The organism is Ottowia sp. (genome assembly GCF_046348305.1).
GTDB lineage: Bacteria > Pseudomonadota > Gammaproteobacteria > Burkholderiales > Burkholderiaceae_C > Ottowia.
In genome coordinates, this window is the sequence record NZ_JAXMEM010000008.1 from 150,867 (window position 1) to 166,229 (window position 15,363).

Annotated in this window: 14 protein-coding genes, 1 tRNA gene and 1 riboswitch; of the genes, 9 read left to right on the top strand and 6 right to left on the bottom strand. The window is 65.1% G+C overall.

Annotated elements, in window-relative coordinates; translation table 11 throughout:
* Positions 1-40: 40 nt before the first annotated feature.
* Positions 41-154: riboswitch (TPP riboswitch) on the bottom strand.
* Positions 155-375: 221 nt separating this feature from the next.
* The gene (locus tag U1F38_RS11235; RefSeq protein WP_409985275.1) at positions 376-1,602 is read right to left on the bottom strand and encodes an ISL3 family transposase; all 1,227 of its coding nucleotides are present in this window, start codon (positions 1,600-1,602) and stop codon (positions 376-378) included.
* Between the two features lie 116 nt (positions 1,603-1,718).
* Between U1F38_RS11235 and U1F38_RS11240 the strand changes: the two genes are divergently transcribed.
* Positions 1,719-2,534 carry a hypothetical protein gene (locus tag U1F38_RS11240; RefSeq protein WP_409987150.1) on the top strand — a complete coding sequence of 272 codons (816 nt, stop codon included), beginning with the start codon at positions 1,719-1,721 and terminating at the stop codon, positions 2,532-2,534.
* Between the two features lie 244 nt (positions 2,535-2,778).
* Here U1F38_RS11240 and U1F38_RS11245 read toward each other — a convergent pair.
* The 3 genes from U1F38_RS11245 to U1F38_RS11255 all read right to left on the bottom strand — a co-directional run bounded on the left by U1F38_RS11245 (position 2,779) and on the right by U1F38_RS11255 (position 4,369).
* Positions 2,779-2,869 (bottom strand) — tRNA-Ser (locus U1F38_RS11245).
* A gap of 66 nt (positions 2,870-2,935) precedes the next feature.
* Positions 2,936-3,856, bottom strand: coding sequence for an SPFH domain-containing protein (locus tag U1F38_RS11250; RefSeq protein WP_409987151.1), 921 nt, complete (start codon positions 3,854-3,856; stop codon positions 2,936-2,938).
* A gap of 69 nt (positions 3,857-3,925) precedes the next feature.
* Positions 3,926-4,369: an NfeD family protein gene (locus U1F38_RS11255; RefSeq protein WP_409987152.1), complete on the bottom strand. Its 444-nt coding sequence runs from the start codon at positions 4,367-4,369 to the stop codon at positions 3,926-3,928.
* A gap of 142 nt (positions 4,370-4,511) precedes the next feature.
* On the opposite strand from U1F38_RS11255, the gene U1F38_RS11260 reads away from it, so the two are divergent.
* A complete protein-coding gene (locus tag U1F38_RS11260) occupies positions 4,512-6,782 on the top strand; it encodes an Orn/Lys/Arg decarboxylase N-terminal domain-containing protein (protein WP_409987153.1) in 2,271 nt (756 codons plus the stop codon).
* Positions 6,783-6,857: 75 nt separating this feature from the next.
* A complete protein-coding gene (locus U1F38_RS11265; protein WP_409987154.1) occupies positions 6,858-7,088 on the top strand; it encodes a YdcH family protein in 231 nt (76 codons plus the stop codon).
* Between the two features lie 149 nt (positions 7,089-7,237).
* On the opposite strand, the gene fabI is transcribed toward U1F38_RS11265, so the two are convergent.
* On the bottom strand, positions 7,238-8,041 hold the full coding sequence (fabI, locus tag U1F38_RS11270) for an enoyl-ACP reductase FabI (RefSeq protein ID WP_409987155.1): 804 nt from the start codon (positions 8,039-8,041) through the stop codon (positions 7,238-7,240).
* Between the two features lie 37 nt (positions 8,042-8,078).
* Between fabI and U1F38_RS11275 the strand changes: the two genes are divergently transcribed.
* Positions 8,079-9,872, top strand: a complete 1,794-nt coding sequence (locus tag U1F38_RS11275) for an extracellular solute-binding protein (protein WP_409987156.1) — start codon at positions 8,079-8,081, stop codon at positions 9,870-9,872.
* Positions 9,873-9,886: 14 nt separating this feature from the next.
* Here U1F38_RS11275 and U1F38_RS11280 read toward each other — a convergent pair whose 3' ends face one another.
* Entirely contained in the window at positions 9,887-10,654 is a 768-nt protein-coding gene (locus tag U1F38_RS11280) for a metallophosphoesterase (RefSeq protein WP_409987157.1), read from the bottom strand.
* A 53-nt stretch (positions 10,655-10,707) separates the two neighbouring features.
* Between U1F38_RS11280 and U1F38_RS11285 the strand changes: the two genes are divergently transcribed.
* The 5 genes from U1F38_RS11285 (at position 10,708) to U1F38_RS11305 (ending at position 15,274) form a co-directional block, all read left to right on the top strand.
* Positions 10,708-11,736, top strand: a complete 1,029-nt coding sequence (locus tag U1F38_RS11285; protein WP_409987158.1) for an ABC transporter permease subunit — start codon at positions 10,708-10,710, stop codon at positions 11,734-11,736.
* A gap of 62 nt (positions 11,737-11,798) precedes the next feature.
* Positions 11,799-12,125 (top strand): hypothetical protein, encoded by a 327-nt coding sequence (locus U1F38_RS11290; protein WP_409987159.1) that lies wholly within the window; start codon positions 11,799-11,801, stop codon positions 12,123-12,125.
* Positions 12,122-12,544, top strand: a complete 423-nt coding sequence (locus U1F38_RS11295) for a type II toxin-antitoxin system VapC family toxin (protein WP_409987160.1) — start codon at positions 12,122-12,124, stop codon at positions 12,542-12,544. Before U1F38_RS11290 ends, U1F38_RS11295 begins: the two co-directional genes overlap by 4 nt.
* A complete protein-coding gene (locus U1F38_RS11300) occupies positions 12,541-13,590 on the top strand; it encodes an ABC transporter permease (RefSeq protein WP_409987161.1) in 1,050 nt (349 codons plus the stop codon). Before U1F38_RS11295 ends, U1F38_RS11300 begins: the two co-directional genes overlap by 4 nt.
* Positions 13,591-13,663: 73 nt before the next feature.
* A complete protein-coding gene (locus tag U1F38_RS11305) occupies positions 13,664-15,274 on the top strand; it encodes an ABC transporter ATP-binding protein (protein WP_409987162.1) in 1,611 nt (536 codons plus the stop codon).
* The last annotated feature ends 89 nt before the right edge of the window (positions 15,275-15,363 follow it).

Below are 15,363 nucleotides of genomic sequence, written 5' to 3' on the forward strand. Positions count from 1 at the left end.
TGCGATGGCAGGAAATGAAAGCGCGCCGGCAAGCGTATGCGGCCGATCGCCTTGGCTTCCCTGCGCGAGGATGATCTCAGTCAGGTTCGAAGGGTTTGCTCTCAGCCGCTTTGCTGCACTTGCGCGCGGCGCTGCGGCACCCCCAGCTGCGCACGCCGGGCGGGCCCGACGCGCGTCGAAAAATTATAGGCTCTCCATCCCATTGCCCGCGGGCGATGTCGCGATGACGGCTGTCCATTTTGTCGCCTTCAATCGGTTGCAGCCGGACTGCATTGCACTCAACATGCTGAATAATCTTGCATTTTTTTACAGGATGCGTGATGAACACTGCGGGACGCCTTCTTTCAATTTAGGCTCTGTTGAAAATCGAGTGGGTTACCGGGCATGAGGGTTGACGGCATGGAAGTCGAGCTTGCCGGCGATCAGGAAGACGACGACCTTGATCGTGTTGAAGGTCGCGAAGCCGCGGGCTCGGCGCTTGGCGGCTTGGAACAGGCCGTTGAGTGCTTCGAGGAAGCCATTGGTCTGGCGGGTTTGTGCCCAGGCGACGATGCCTTCGATGTGACGCCGCACGAGGGCGGCGACGTCTTTCATCGGCTCGACCTTGGAGCGCATGACGCAGGTGCACCAGTGCTCGAGCATCGAGCGCACGACGTTGATCTGCTTGCGCTCGAGGATCTCGCGCAGCCGTTCCTTGTAGACCCAGGCGCGAGCCGTGCGCACCGTGGTCATCCTGGCGACCAGCGCATCGAGATCGGCAGCGGCCTCGGGGTTGAGACTGGCGCGATCCTTCAGCAGCGACCAGCGCAGCCCCTTGAGCGACTTGTCGCTGCGCTGCTCGATGCGCCGCATCTTGTCCACGGCCGCATTGGCATGCCAGACGACGTGGAACTTGTCGAACGTGATGCGGGCGTTGGGCAACTCATCGGTGCAGCCCTTGATGAACGCCGGCGACATGTCGATGCTGACCGAGTCGATTTGCTCGGGCGGGCAGCCGTGCTTGGCCAGTTCGCCAGCGATGGTTGTGATCGTCTTGGCATCGCGTCCTTCGGTCACGGCCAGCACTCGGCGTTTTTGCGCATCGGCGGCCAGCGTGATGTAGTCGTGGCCCTTGGCGCGCGAGGTCTCGTCGATGGCCAACGCGGTGACGTCACTGAAATCGGCGGCCTCCAGCGCCAACTCGACATAGCGACGGCAGATGGCCAGCACCCGGTACGCCGAGATGCCCACGATGCGCGCCACCGCCGCAAACGGCATCTGCGGCGCCAGCATCAGCACCAGCGCCTCGAACAAGAGCGTGAAGCCCGAGAGTTTACCTGCGAACGGCGGCTTGATCAGCGCTACCCGCCCGTCGGGCAGCCTCACGCGCGGCGTGCGCACCTGCAGCACGCATTCGTGCTGGAAGAAGTTCAGGTGCCGGTAGACCTTGGTCACGGTGTCGTGCACCGGATGCTCGCCGGCCACCGCCTCGACGGCAAAGCAGCTGCCGGCGGTGAAGTCGATACCCACCGTCAAGACCTTGGAGGCCTCGTCGAAGCGGACGCCGGCAACGAACCACGGCTGCGTGATGCCGAGCGCCGCTTCGAACAACTTGTCATGCATGCGAATCGCTCCCTGTTTGTCATGGCCGATGCGTCAACGTGCCGCATCGGCCAAGACGACAGCGTACCGGTTGCTGGCCAGCGTCAAGGGTTCGCTGCGCCGGGCTTCGCCTGCCCTTGACCCCGGCCAGCAACCAAAACACCCTCGATTCCGCCCACTCAAAATTCAAGAGAGGCTCAATTTATGACCGTCTTGTGGGCAACGGACGGAGCAACGATATTTCGATGACGAAAGTGTGGGCGGAGGTCTTTGAACTGCCGCCCGACAGCCCGCATCTTGAGGACGATGTAGTGACTTGCCTTCAAGCCACACGTTCGGAAATCGAGCTGCTACGGTCAAAGTTGCAAGCCATCGGAGCACCTGAAAACCTGATGCACCCGGGCCTCACCCGCTTTCGCAATATCACGTCCACCGCATACATCAATCAAGCGTGGAACGGCCTACGTGAAGAGGCATCAAAACCCGAGAATCGACTGTCATTTGCTTGGGCGAACTGGACGCTTCGGGACGAGTCGGAAGACGATATGCCCGACGACGAACTTGCAGCGCTACGAAGCGAACTTGACTCGCTAGAGGCGAGCTTGCAAGACACCGAAATGACACCGTACCTACGCGGCTTCATCCGGCGGCAGATCGACGCGATCCGTACCGCGTTGAAGCTGTACCGCGTGCAAGGCGTGAAGTTGATTGAGGAGGCATTGCATCAAGTAGCCGGGGCGTACACCGTCGAGAAATCTCGCGTTGAAGCGGAACATGCAAATGCCTCCGAACCGGCAAAGAGCCTGCTTGCCCGCACTGGCGCAGCAATCAAGAAGACTGCTGAGATTGCAGACAGCCTAGACAAGATCAAGAAGGCTGGGGAAAGCGCCTATACGTTGGCCGCGAGTGTTGCGCCGATGGTGTTGCCCTACGTTCAAAACCTGCTTAAGTAGGCTCAAAAGGTACGGCATGTACACGATGCCATTCACGATCGAAGGCAAGTCCTACGAGGCTCAGTACCCCACAGACGGAGATGACGAGTTGACGTGCTACAAGCCAGATGGTTCTACGCGATCAACTACGCTCAAGGGCTTGAAGCCCGAGCACGCCATAGCAACGTGCTTTTGAGGGGTGTTTGGGCGGAGGGTGAATGACCAAAGAAAAAGCCAAGTGAAATCAATCACTTGGCTTTCAATCTGGCGGAGAGGGCGGGATTCGAACCCGCGGTGGGCTATTAACCCACACACGCTTTCCAGGCGTGCGACTTAAACCGCTCATCCACCTCTCCGCGAAACCATGCATTGTAGCGTCTCCGCAGGGGCGCGAACCGCCGCAGTCGCTCGATCAGCGGCGATCAGCCCTCGTTGCGCTGCTGCACCTGCACCATCTTCATGGCGGAGCTGATGAGGGTGGCCACTTCGGTCATGTTGCTGGGTACGACCAGGGTGGTGGTGGACTCCTGGGCCAGCTTGCTGTAGGCGTCCACGGCCAGTTCGGCCACCTTCAGTTGCACGGCCTCGCTGCCGCCGGGCTGGCGGATGGCGGTGCCCACGCGCGCCAGGGCCACGGCGGTGGCGTTGGCGACTTCGGTGATGGCGGCGGCCTGGCCCTGGGCGTTGTTGATGGCGGCCTGCTTTTCGCCCTCGGACTTGGCGATGGCGGCTTGCTTCTGGCCTTCGGCCAGGTTGATTTCTTCCTGGCGCTTGCCCTCGGACGTGGCGATGACGGCGCGCTTTTCGCGCTCGGCGGTGATCTGCGCCTGCATGGCGCGCAGGATTTCGGCCGGCGGCGTCAAGTCCTTGATCTCGTAGCGCAGCACCTTCACGCCCCAGTTGAGCGCGGCCTCGTCGATGGCGGCCACGACCTGGGCGTTGATCATGTCGCGCTCTTCAAAGGTCTTGTCCAGCTCCAGCTTGCCGATCACACTGCGCAGCGTGGTTTGCGCCAGCTGGGTGATGGCCACGATGTAGTTGCTGGCGCCGTAGCTGGCGCGCATGGGGTCGGTGACCTGGAAGTACAGCACGCCGTCCACCTGCAGTTGCGTGTTGTCGCGCGTGATGCAGACTTGGCTGGGCACGTCCAGCGGGATTTCCTTCAGGCCGTGCTTGTAGGCCACGCGGTCGATGAAGGGCACCAGAAAGTTCAGGCCCGGCGCCAGCGTGGCGTGGTACTTGCCCAGGCGCTCGACCACCCAGGCGTTTTGCTGGGGCACGACCTTGATGGAGCGGGTGATGAAGATGACGGCGATAACCAGCAGAATGAGGGCAACAGACATGTGGGGTGATCCTTTCAATGGATGGTTGAGTGTGATGTTCAGGGGCTGGCCCGCTGAACCACTGGCATTTCAATGATCGAGCGGGCCGGGCGCCGGCTCGACGATCAGGCGGCTGCCTTCGAGCTCGACCACGCGGTAGCGGCCAGGTGCGGGCGCGGCGCGGCCGCGAAACACCGCTGTCCACGGCGCGCCACGGTAGCGGATCTGGGCCGTGCCGTCGGCTTGCCAGTGCTCAATTTGCACCACCTCGCCCACGTCCAGGTTGACGCTGCGGTCGGCCCGCGGCGACGGATCGCCCGGGCGGCGGCGGCGCACCAGATAGCAGGCGAACACCGCCACGCCGCCCACCACGGCCGCCACGGCCATTTGCACCTGGGTGCCCAGGCCCCCGTGCGCGGCCAGCGCACCGGCGATCGAGCCGATGGCCAGCATCAGCAGATAAAAGGTGCCGGTGGCCAGCTCGAGCGCGACCAGGACGCCGGTGATGATCCACCACAGCGTTGATTCCGCCATCAAGTCCTCCTGTTTGCGTCAACCCATTGTGCGCGATTGAATTGTCGGCCAAGTGCGGGATCACAGGGTTGCCGCGCCGGTGTTTTCCGTACACTTCGCGGCTTCACTCTTTTACCCGACACCCGGCCGGAGGCCGATCGCCATGAAGTTTCGCTTCCCCATCGTCATCATCGACGAAGACTACCGCGCCGAGAACACCTCGGGGCTGGGCATTCGCGCGCTGGCCAAGGCCATCGAGGACGAGGGCTTCGAGGTGGTCGGCGCCACCAGCTACGGCGACTTGAGCCAGTTCGCCCAGCAGCAAAGCCGTGCCAGCGCCTTCATCCTGTCGATCGACGACGAGGAGCTGGGGGGCGACCCGGAGGCCGACACCGCGGTGCAAAACCTGCGCAACTTCATTGCCGAGGTGCGGCGCAAGAACGAGGACGTGCCGATCTACCTACACGGCGAGACCAAGACCAGCCAGCACCTGCCCAACGACGTGCTGCGCGAGCTGCACGGCTTCATCCACATGTTCGAGGACACGCCCGAGTTCGTGGCCAAGCACATCGTGCGCGAGGCCAAGAGTTATCTGGAGGGCATCCAGCCGCCGTTTTTCAAGGCGCTGCTGGACTACGCCGAGGACGGCTCCTACAGCTGGCACTGCCCGGGGCATTCGGGCGGCGTGGCTTTCCTCAAGTCGCCCATCGGCCAGATGTACCACCAGTTTTACGGCGAGAACATGCTGCGCGCCGACGTCTGCAACGCGGTGGAAGAGCTGGGCCAGCTGTTGGACCACAACGGCGCCATCGGCGCCAGCGAGCGCAACGCGGCGCGCATCTTCAACGCCGACCACTGCTTTTTCGTCACCAACGGCACCTCCACCAGCAACAAGATCGTGTGGCACCACACCGTGGCGCCGGGCGACGTGGTGGTGATCGACCGCAACTGCCACAAGAGCAACCTGCACGCCATCATCATGACGGGGGCGATCCCGGTGTTTCTGCGCCCCACGCGCAACCACTTCGGCATCATCGGCCCGATCCACAAGAGCGAGTTCGAGCCCGAGGCCATCAAGGCCAAGATCCGCGCCAACCCGCTGCTGCGCCACGTGGACGCCGATACCGTCAAGCCGCGCATCATGACGCTCACGCAGTCCACCTACGACGGCGTGCTCTACAACACCGAAACCATCAAGCACCAGCTGGACGGCTACGTGGAGAACCTGCACTTCGACGAGGCCTGGCTGCCGCACGCGGCCTTCCACCCGTTCTACGGCACCTACCACGCCATGGGCAAGAAGCGCGCGCGGCCCCGGCAGTCGGTGGTGTATTCGACGCAGTCGATCCACAAGCTGCTGGCCGGCATCAGCCAGGCCAGCCACGTGCTGGTGCAGGACTCGCAAAACGTCAAGCTGGACCGCTACCTGTTCAACGAGGCGTACCTGATGCACACCTCGACCAGCCCGCAGTACAGCATCATCGCCAGCTGCGACGTGGCCGCCGCCATGATGGAGCCGCCCGGCGGCACGGCCATGGTCGAGGAGAGCCTGCTGGAGGCCATGGACTTTCGCCGCGCCATGCGCAAGGTCGAGGCCGACTATGGCGAGAGCGGCTGGTGGTTCAAGGTCTGGGGCCCGGACCTGCTGGTCGGGCAGGGCATCGGCCGCGCCGACGACTGGATCATCAAGAACGGCACGGCCAAGAGCAAGAGCTGGCACGGCTTCGGCAAGCTGGCGCCGGGCTTCAACATGCTCGATCCGATCAAGGCCACCATCGTCACGCCGGGCCTGAACCTGGACGGCAAGTTCGACAAGAGCGGCATTCCGGCGGCCATCGTCACCAAGTTTTTGGCCGAACACGGCGTGGTGGTTGAAAAAACCGGCCTGTACAGTTTTTTCATCATGTTCACCATCGGCATCACCAAGGGCCGCTGGAACACGCTGCTGACCGCGCTGCAGCAGTTCAAGGACGACTACGATCGCAACCAGCCGCTGTGGCGTATCCTGCCCGAGTTCTGCGCCCAGCACCGCCGCTACGAGCGCATGGGGCTGCGCGACTTGTGCCAGCACGTGCATGAGCTGTACGCCCGCTACGACATCGCGCGGTTGACCACCGACATGTACTTGTCCGAGCTGAAGCCCGCCATGATCCCGGCCGATGCCTACGCCTGCATCGCGCGCCGGCAGGTCGAGCGCGTGCCGATCGACGAGCTGGAAGGCCGCGTGGCCACCAGCCTGATCACGCCGTATCCGCCCGGCATTCCGCTGCTCATCCCGGGCGAGGTGTTCAACCGCAAGATCGTGGACTACCTGAAGTTCGCGCGCGAGTTCGCGCTGATGTGCCCGGGCTTCGAGACCGACATCCACGGGCTGGTCGAGCTGGAGGACGAAAACGGTCGCTTGACCTACTTTGCAGACTGCGTGGCGCCGTGAATGGCGCAGGGGCTGGCAAGGGCCACACAAAGCGCTAACATATGATCGTCATCGTCAACCAACCAAGGAGAACCGATGTTTCCTGAGTACCGCGACCTGATCACCCGCCTGAAGTCCGAGGGCACGCATCAACGCTTTCTGCACCTGTTCGAGCGACACAATGAGCTCGACCACCAGATCACCGGTCTGGGCGCACAGGATGCCGGCAGCACGCATGCCGAGATTGAATCGCTGAAGAAGGAAAAGCTGCGCGTCAAGGACGAGTTGTACGCCCTGCTGCGCCAGGAAGCCGCCGCCGCTGGCTGATGCCGCGGCAGCACCCAAAAAGCCCGCTGATTGGCGGGCTTTTTTGTGGGCCTGGTGTTTGGACCGGCGTTGTTTTACTATATAAATTATAGCTGATTGCACCGAATGGACGGGCGCCAGAGGTTGATTTGACTCATGGCGCCCGCGGATCAACCCACCATGTCTGCTGACAGGCCCGCCGTCTGGCTGAAGCCGCCGTCCACATAGGTGATCTCGGCCGTCACGCCCGCGGCCAGATCGCTCAGCAGAAATGCGGCCACGTTGCCCACGTCCTCGATCGTGACGTTGCGCCGCAGCGGCGAGGCACTGGCCACGGTGCCCAGCAGCTTGCCGAAGTCCTTGATGCCGCTGGCCGCCAGCGTCTTGATGGGGCCGGCGCTGATGCCGTTGACGCGGATACCACGGCCGCCCAGCGCCTCGGCCATGTAGCGCACGCTGGCTTCCAGGCTGGCCTTGGCCAGGCCCATGGTGTTGTAGTTGGGGATGCTGCGCAGCGCGCCCAGGTAGCTGAGCGTGAGCAGGGCGGCCTTGTCGCTCAGGTAGGGCAGGGCCGCCTTGGCCAGGCCCGGAAAGCTGTAGGCGCTGATGTCGTGCGCGATGCGATAGTTCTCGCGCGTCAGGCCGTCGAAGAAGTTGCCGGCAATCGCCTCGCGCGGGGCAAAGCCGATGGCGTGCACGAAGCCGTCGAACCGCGGCCAGGTCTTGGCCAGGTCGGCAAACATGCGCTCGATCTGCTCGTCGCTGCCCACGTCGCAGTCAAACACCAGGGTTGAGTCGAACTCGGCGGCAAACTCGGTGATGCGGCCCTTGAAGCGCTCGCCCACGTAGCTGAAGGCCAGCTCGGCGCCCTGCGCGCGGCAGGCCCTGGCAATGCCGTAGGCGATGGATCGGTTGGACAACACGCCCGTGATCAGCAGTTTCTTGCCCGCCAGAAAACCGTTTGGGTTGGTCATGCGCTAGCTCCTCGAAAAATAGCGGCAGAATTGTCGCATGCGACTTGTTCTGGTGGCCCTGCTTGCGGCATGCAGTCTTCCGGCATGGGCCGCGCACGGCTACGCGCTGTGGGGCGAGCTGAAGTACCCGGCGGGCTTTGCCCATTTCGACTACGTCAACGCCGCGGCGCCCAAGGGCGGCGAGATCCGGCTCGTGGGCAATTCGCGCGCCTCCACCTTCGACAAGTACAACCCTTTCACCATCAAGGGCAACGCGCCCACCTATCTGGCGCAGCTGATGTTCGACACCCTGCTCACTGGCTCGCTGGACGAGGAGGGCGCCGCCTACGGCCTGCTGGCCGAGGATGTGCAGGTGGCGCCCGACCGGCTGTCGGCCACCTTCCGGCTGCGGCGCGCGGCGCGCTTTCATGACGGCTCGCCGGTGCTGGCCGCCGACGTGAAGCACAGCTTCGACACGCTGGTCGGCCCCTATGTCTCGCCGGCCTACAAGACGCTGTTGATCAACGTTGCCGGCGCGGACGTGCTGGATGAACGCACCGTGCGCTTTCGCTTCCGGCAGCCCAACCGCGAGCTGCCGCTCACGGTGGGTGGCCTGCCGGTGTTCAGCCGTCAGTGGGGCAAGGGCAAGCCGTTTGACCAGGTGGTGATGGACGTGCCCATCGGCAGCGGGCCCTATCGCATCGGCCCGGTCAACTTCGGCAAGGACATCACCTACGTGCGCGACGCCAACTATTGGGCGCGCGAGCTCAACGTCAAGCGCGGCACGGGCAACTTCGACCGCGTGCAGGTCAAGATCTACCGCGACAACACCGCGCGGCTGGAGGCGCTCAAGGCCGGCGAGTTCGACCTGATGGCGTTTTATTCAGCCGGCGACTGGGCGCGGCGCGTGAACGGCCCCAAGTTCAAGACCGGCGAGCTGGTCAAGGGCGAGTTTGCGCACAAGCTGCCCACGGGCTTTCAAAGCTACGTGCTCAACACCCGCCGCCCCTTCCTTCAGGACGTGCGCGTGCGCCAGGCGCTGGGCCTGGCGATCGATTTCGAGTGGATGGACCGGCAGATGTTTTACGGCTCCTACCGCCGCGTGAAGGGGCTGTTCGGCAACACCGAGTGCGCGGCCACCGGCCTGCCCGATGCGGCGCAGCAGGCGCTGATGGCGCCGTTTCGCCAGGACATTCCCGCCGCCGCCTTCGGCCCCGCCTTCGAACCGCCGCGCACCGACCAGAGTCCCAATGGCCTGCGGGAGAACCTGCGCCAAGCGCAAAAGCTGCTGGCCGATGCAGGCTGGAAGGTGGCGGGCGGCGTGCTGAAGAACGCCCAAGGCCAGGCCATGGTGCTGCACTACCTGGACAGCAACGAGGCCGGCGCCCGCGTTGTGGCGCCCTGGATTCGCAACCTGGACAAGCTGGGCATTCAGCTCAGCTACCGCGCGGTCGATTTCGCGCTCTACCAGCAGCGCTTGCAGACCTTCGACTTCGACATCACCTCCATCGCCTATCCCGGCACGCCCAACCCCGGGCAGGAATACGCCGATCTGTTCGGCAGCCAGGCCGCGGACACCGAAGACTCGGGCAATCTGGCCGGCGTGAAGAACCCGGCCGTGGACAGCCTGATCAGCCACATGGTGGGCGCGCAGACCAAGCCCGACTTTCTGGCCGCCTGCCGCGCGCTGGAGCGCGTGGTCAGCCACGAGCACTACCTGCTGCCACAGTGGTATTCGCCGGTGCATCGCCTGGCCTACAACGCCTGGCGGCTAGCCAAACCGGCCGTGGTGCCGGCGTACTTTCAGGGCGAGTCCTGGGCCATTGACACCTGGTGGTCGCGTCAGCCCTGAGTCAAGCTGATGTTTCAGTCCACCGACACCACCAACTGCGGGTTGAACCGGGCGTTCTCCACCTGACCATCCTTGACGTAGCCGCGCGGGTTGCACAGCACGCGCGTGCGGTCGATGAGGTAGTCGTAGCTGTCGTGCGTGTGGCCATGAATCCAAAGCTGCGCGCGCCCGCCCTGCAGCAGCCAGGCCGCATCCGACACGAAGGCGGCGTTGAAGGGCGAGCCGGCAAAGCGTGGGTGAATGCTGTGCAGCGTGGGCGCGTGGTGGGTGATGACCACCGTGGGGCCGGCAAAGGGCTTGGCCAGCTCGGCGTCCAGCCAGCGCGTGCTGGCGGCAAACAGGCGCGTCGTGTCCTCGGGCGTGAGCAAGGGGGCGTCGGCCGCGGCGGCGGTGCGCACGCGCTTGAAGTCGAACATGAACTCACTCGACTTGTGCATGGCCTCGGCCATCTTGTCGCCCGCACCGTTGGCCTTGAAGTCGGTCCACAGCGTGCTGCCCAGAAATCGCACGCCGCTCAGCACAACCGCACTGTCGTCCAGCAGATGCACGTGCGTGCCGTCGAACAGGCGATGAAACGCCGCCTTCACCTCCGGCAGGCTGGAGCCGTAGAACTCGTGGTTGCCGATGACATAGAGCACCGGCTTGCCGAAATCCAATGCCCAAGGCGCGGCGCGCTCCGGCCGGGCGATGTCACCGGCCAGCACCACCACGTCGGCATCGGTCTGCGGCTGCGCCATGCCCTGCACGCTCAGGTGCAGATCGGAAAGGATGTGAAGCTTCATGAGGATTCTCGCGGGCGGGCCTGGGGGCCGCTTGCACTATCCTATCGCGCACCATGTCGGCCTACATTCTCAAGCGGCTCCTGCTCATGCTGCCCACGCTGCTGGGCGTGCTGCTGCTCACCTTCGTGGTGATCCAGTTCGTGCCGGGCGGGCCGGTGGAGCAGTACCTGGCCGAGGCCAAGGCGGGCGCCGGCGGGGTGGCTGAAGGCGGGGGCCTGAGCTATCGCGGCGCGCAAGGGGTGGACGAGAAGCGCCTGGCCGAGATCAGGAAGCTGTACGGCTTTGACAAGCCCGCGCCCGAGCGCTTCTGGATCATGGTGAAAAACTACGCGCGCCTGGACCTGGGGCGCAGCTTTTTCCAGAACAAGGACGTGTGGCAGCTGATTCGCGAGAAGATGCCGGTGTCGATCAGCCTGGGGCTGTGGACGTTTTTCATCAGCTATGGCATCAGCGTGCCGCTGGGCGTGGCCAAGGCGGTGCGCGCGGGCAGCCGGTTCGACCTGGTGACCACGCTGCTGGTGCTGGCGGGCTACGCCATTCCGGGCTTCGTGCTGGGCGTGGCGCTGCTGGTCATCTTTGGCGGGCAATTGGGCTGGTTTCCGCTGCGCGGCCTGACGTCGGCCAACTGGGACGAGCTGAGCTGGCCGGCGCGCATCACCGACTATCTGTGGCACATCACGCTGCCGGTGACGGCGATGGTGATGGGCAGCTTTGCCGTCACCGCCATGCTGACCAAGAACAGCTTTCTGGAAGAAATCCGCAAGCAATACGTGCTGACGGCGCGCGCCAAGGGCCTGACCGACCAGCAGGTGTTGTGGCGGCACGTGTTTCGCAATGCGCTGATTCCCATCGTCACGGGGTTTCCGGCGGCCTTCATCGGGGCGTTCTTCACCGGCGCGCTGCTGATCGAGACGCTGTTCTCGCTCGACGGGCTGGGCCTGCTCAGCTACGAGAGCGTGATCCGGCGCGACTACCCGGTGGTGCTGGGCACGCTGTTTTTGTTCACGCTGATCGGCCTGGTGACCAAGCTGGTCAGCGACCTCTGCTATGTGTGGGTGGATCCGCGGGTGAAGTTCGATTGACAAGCCACGATTGGTTTCACTTGTCATACAATGGATGACGAGCGATGAATCAAGGAGAGCCCATGCGCGTGAATGCCCGTTTTGAAGGCGATGCCGAGGCGCAGATCGCCTATCTGGCCCAGGCCACCGGCATGGGCGTCAGCGACGTGCTGCGCACCAGCGTGCAGCACTACTACGACGCGGTGCGCGCGCGCCGCGCCGGCCTGAAGCACTTGTCGGCTTTCATCGGACAGGGCGACAGCGGCCGCGGCGACATCGCCGGCAGCTACAAGGCGCGGCTGGCCGATGGATGGTCGGCCAAGCACGGCAGCCGGGCCGATGCCCCACACGCGGTGCATGAACCCGCACCCCGCAGCCGTGCCGGCAAGCGCCAGGGCGGCGGCGCGTGATCATTGCCGACGCCGGCTTCTTCTACGCGCTGGTGGACCGCAGCGACGCCTGGCACAGCCGCGCCGTCGGCGCGCTGGACAGCCAGACCGAGGGCTGGGTCACCACCTGGCCCGTGCTGACCGAGGCCACGCACCTGCTCACGCGCTGGATCGGCACCGATGCGGCGCAGGCGCTGCTGCGCGAGGTGGCCGATGGCGCCATCGCCGTGTGGACCTGGCCCTTGGCACAGACCGAGCGGATGGTGCAACTGATGGCGCGCTACGCCAGCCTGCCGATGGATTTGGCGGATGCCTCGCTGGTGTTGCTGGCCGAAGAGCTGGGCCATGGCCGCATCCTGACCACCGATGCGCGCGACTTTGGCGCTTACCGCTTCAAGAGCCGCCATCCCTTTCAGAATCTGCTGGAGACGTCATTGTGAGCGACGCGGCCACCGGCGCACGCAGCCTGTCGCCCGCGCGCCGCGCCTGGCTGCGCTTCAAGCGCAACCGGCTGGGACTGTGGAGTCTGGTGTTGTTCGCCACGCTGGTCGTGCTCAGCCTGCTGGCCGAGGTGATTTCCAACGACAAGCCGCTGGTGGTGCGCTATGACGGGCAGTTCTACTTTCCGCTCGTCAAGACCTACCCCGAGAAGGTGTTCGGCGGCGACTTCGACACCGAGACCGACTATCTCGACCCCTTCATCCGCGCGCAGTTCGCCAAGCCCGGCAACTGGGCCGTGTTTCCGCCCAACCCCTACGGCGCCAGGACCATCAACTACTTTGCCAAGTCGCCCAACCCCAGCGCGCCCAGCCGCGACAACTGGCTGGGCACCGACGACCGCGGGCGTGATTTGCTGGCGCAGCTCATCTACGGCTTTCGCGTCAGCGTGCTGTTCGGGCTGGCACTGACGGCGGTGGGCACGCTGCTGGGCGTGGCAGCGGGCGCGGTGCAGGGGTTTTTCGGCGGCAAGACCGACCTGGCCTTTCAGCGCTTCATCGAGGTCTGGGGCTCCATGCCCGAGCTGTATCTGCTCATCATCTTCTCGGCCATCTTGTCGCCCAGCCTGGCCTTGCTGCTGGTGCTGCTGAGCCTGTTCGGCTGGATGGGCCTGTCCGACTACGTGCGCGCCGAATTTTTGCGCAACCGCCAGCTCGACTACGTCAAGAGTGCCCGCGCGCTGGGCGTGCCCAACATGCAGATCATCCGGCGCCACATCCTGCCCAACAGCATGGTGCCGGTGGTCACCTTTTTGCCGTTTCGCATGAGCGGCGCGATCCTGGCGCTGACCTCGCTGGACTTCCTCGGTCTGGGCGTGCCGCCGGGCACGCCCAGCCTGGGCGAGCTGCTCAGCCAGGGCAAGAACAACATCGACGCGTGGTGGATCTCGATCAGCACCTTCGGCGTGCTGGTGCTCACGCTGCTCTTGCTCACCTTCATGGGCGACGCGCTGCGCGACGCGCTCGATCCGCGCAGGGCCGAGCAATGATTTCACAAGCAAATCCGACTCCAGCGATTGTCTGCTTCGCGCAAGCAGCTATTGTTTTGATAGAAAACTGGGTATGACCGCGCCCCTGCTCGAGGTGCAGGACCTGCACGTCGCCTTCGGCCCCAAGACGGTGGTGGACGGGGTCGGCCTGTCCATCGCGCCGGGCGAGAAGCTGGCCCTGGTGGGCGAATCGGGATCGGGCAAGACGGTGACCGCGCTGACGCTGCTGCGCTTGCTGCATGGCGCGCGCATCACCGGGCGCGCGGTGTTCGACGACGGCCGCCAGCCGCGCGAGCTGCTGGCCTTGCCCGAGCGCGAATTGCGCGCGCTGCGCGGCGACCGGATCGCGATGATCTTTCAGGAGCCAATGACGGCGCTGAACCCGCTGATGACCGTGGGCGAGCAGATTGTCGAGGTTTTGAGGCTGAAACGAGCCCTGACGCCGGCCCAGTCGGCGCAGGCAGCTATCGATTTGTTAGCAAAGACCGGTATCCCCGAGCCCGCGCGGCGGGCCGGCGCGTACCCGCACCAGCTCTCGGGCGGGCAGCGCCAGCGCGCCATGATTGCCATGGCGCTGGCCTGCAAGCCGAAGCTGCTGCTGGCCGACGAGCCCACCACCGCACTGGACGTCAGCCTGCGCGGCCAGATCCTGGACTTGCTGCGCGAGCTTCAGCGCGAAAACGGCATGGCCGTGCTGCTGATCACGCACGATCTGCAACTGGTGCGCCGCTTTGCCGACCGCGTGGCCGTGATGCAACACGGTCGCCTGGTGGAGCAGGGCGCCACGGGCGCGGTGTTCGCCGCGCCGCGCCATGAATACACGCGCCAGCTCATGGCCAGCCAGCCCGAGCGCGATGTGGACGAGAGCCCGCACGCTGGCGGCGCCGCCCCGGTGCTGGCGGCCCGGGGCTTGCGGGTGTCCTATCCCACGCCCTTGCCCGGCGTGCGGGGCTGGTTTGCCAAGGGGCAGTTCGTGGCCCTGCAAGGCGCCGACTTCGCCATCGGCCCCGGCCGCACGCTGGGCGTGATCGGCGAGTCGGGCTCAGGCAAGTCCACGCTGGCGCAGGCCGCGCTGGGCCTGCTGCCGCGCCGCCAGGTCGGCGGCGACGTGCAGGTGGCCGGCGTGCGTTGGCAGCACCGCGCCGGCGCCGACAAGCCGCTGCGCCGCCGGGTGCAGGTGGTATTCCAGGACCCGTTTTCATCGCTGTCGCCGCGCCTGACCGTTGAAGATATCGTGGGCGAGGGCCTGCGCGTGCACGCACCGCACCTAGGCGCCGCCCAGCGCGCCGAGCAGGTGCGCCGGTCCCTGCATGAGGTGGGCCTCGGTGAAGCGCGCTTTCCCGGCCTGCTGGCGCGCTACCCGCACGAATTTTCCGGCGGCCAGCGCCAGCGCATCGCCCTGGCGCGCGCGCTCATCGTGGGGCCCGAACTGCTGGTGCTGGATGAGCCCACCAGCGCGCTGGACGTGACGATCCAGAAGCAGGTCTTGCGGCTGCTGCAGCAGTTGCAACGCCAGCGCGCCTTGAGCTACCTTTTGATCACGCACGACGTGGCCGTGGTGCGCGCCATGGCGCACGATGTGCTGGTGCTCAAGGACGGCAGGGTGGTCGAGGCGGGAGCCGCCGCGCAGGTTCTGGGTGCGCCGCAGCACCCCTACACGCGCAAGCTGCTTGCGGCGGCCTGAGGGGCCTGCCTGGGGCGGTGCAATGCCTGCAGGTCGTTGTCGCGCGGGCACTATCGTGCTAAAATGAACCGGATTGACGACCACTTGGG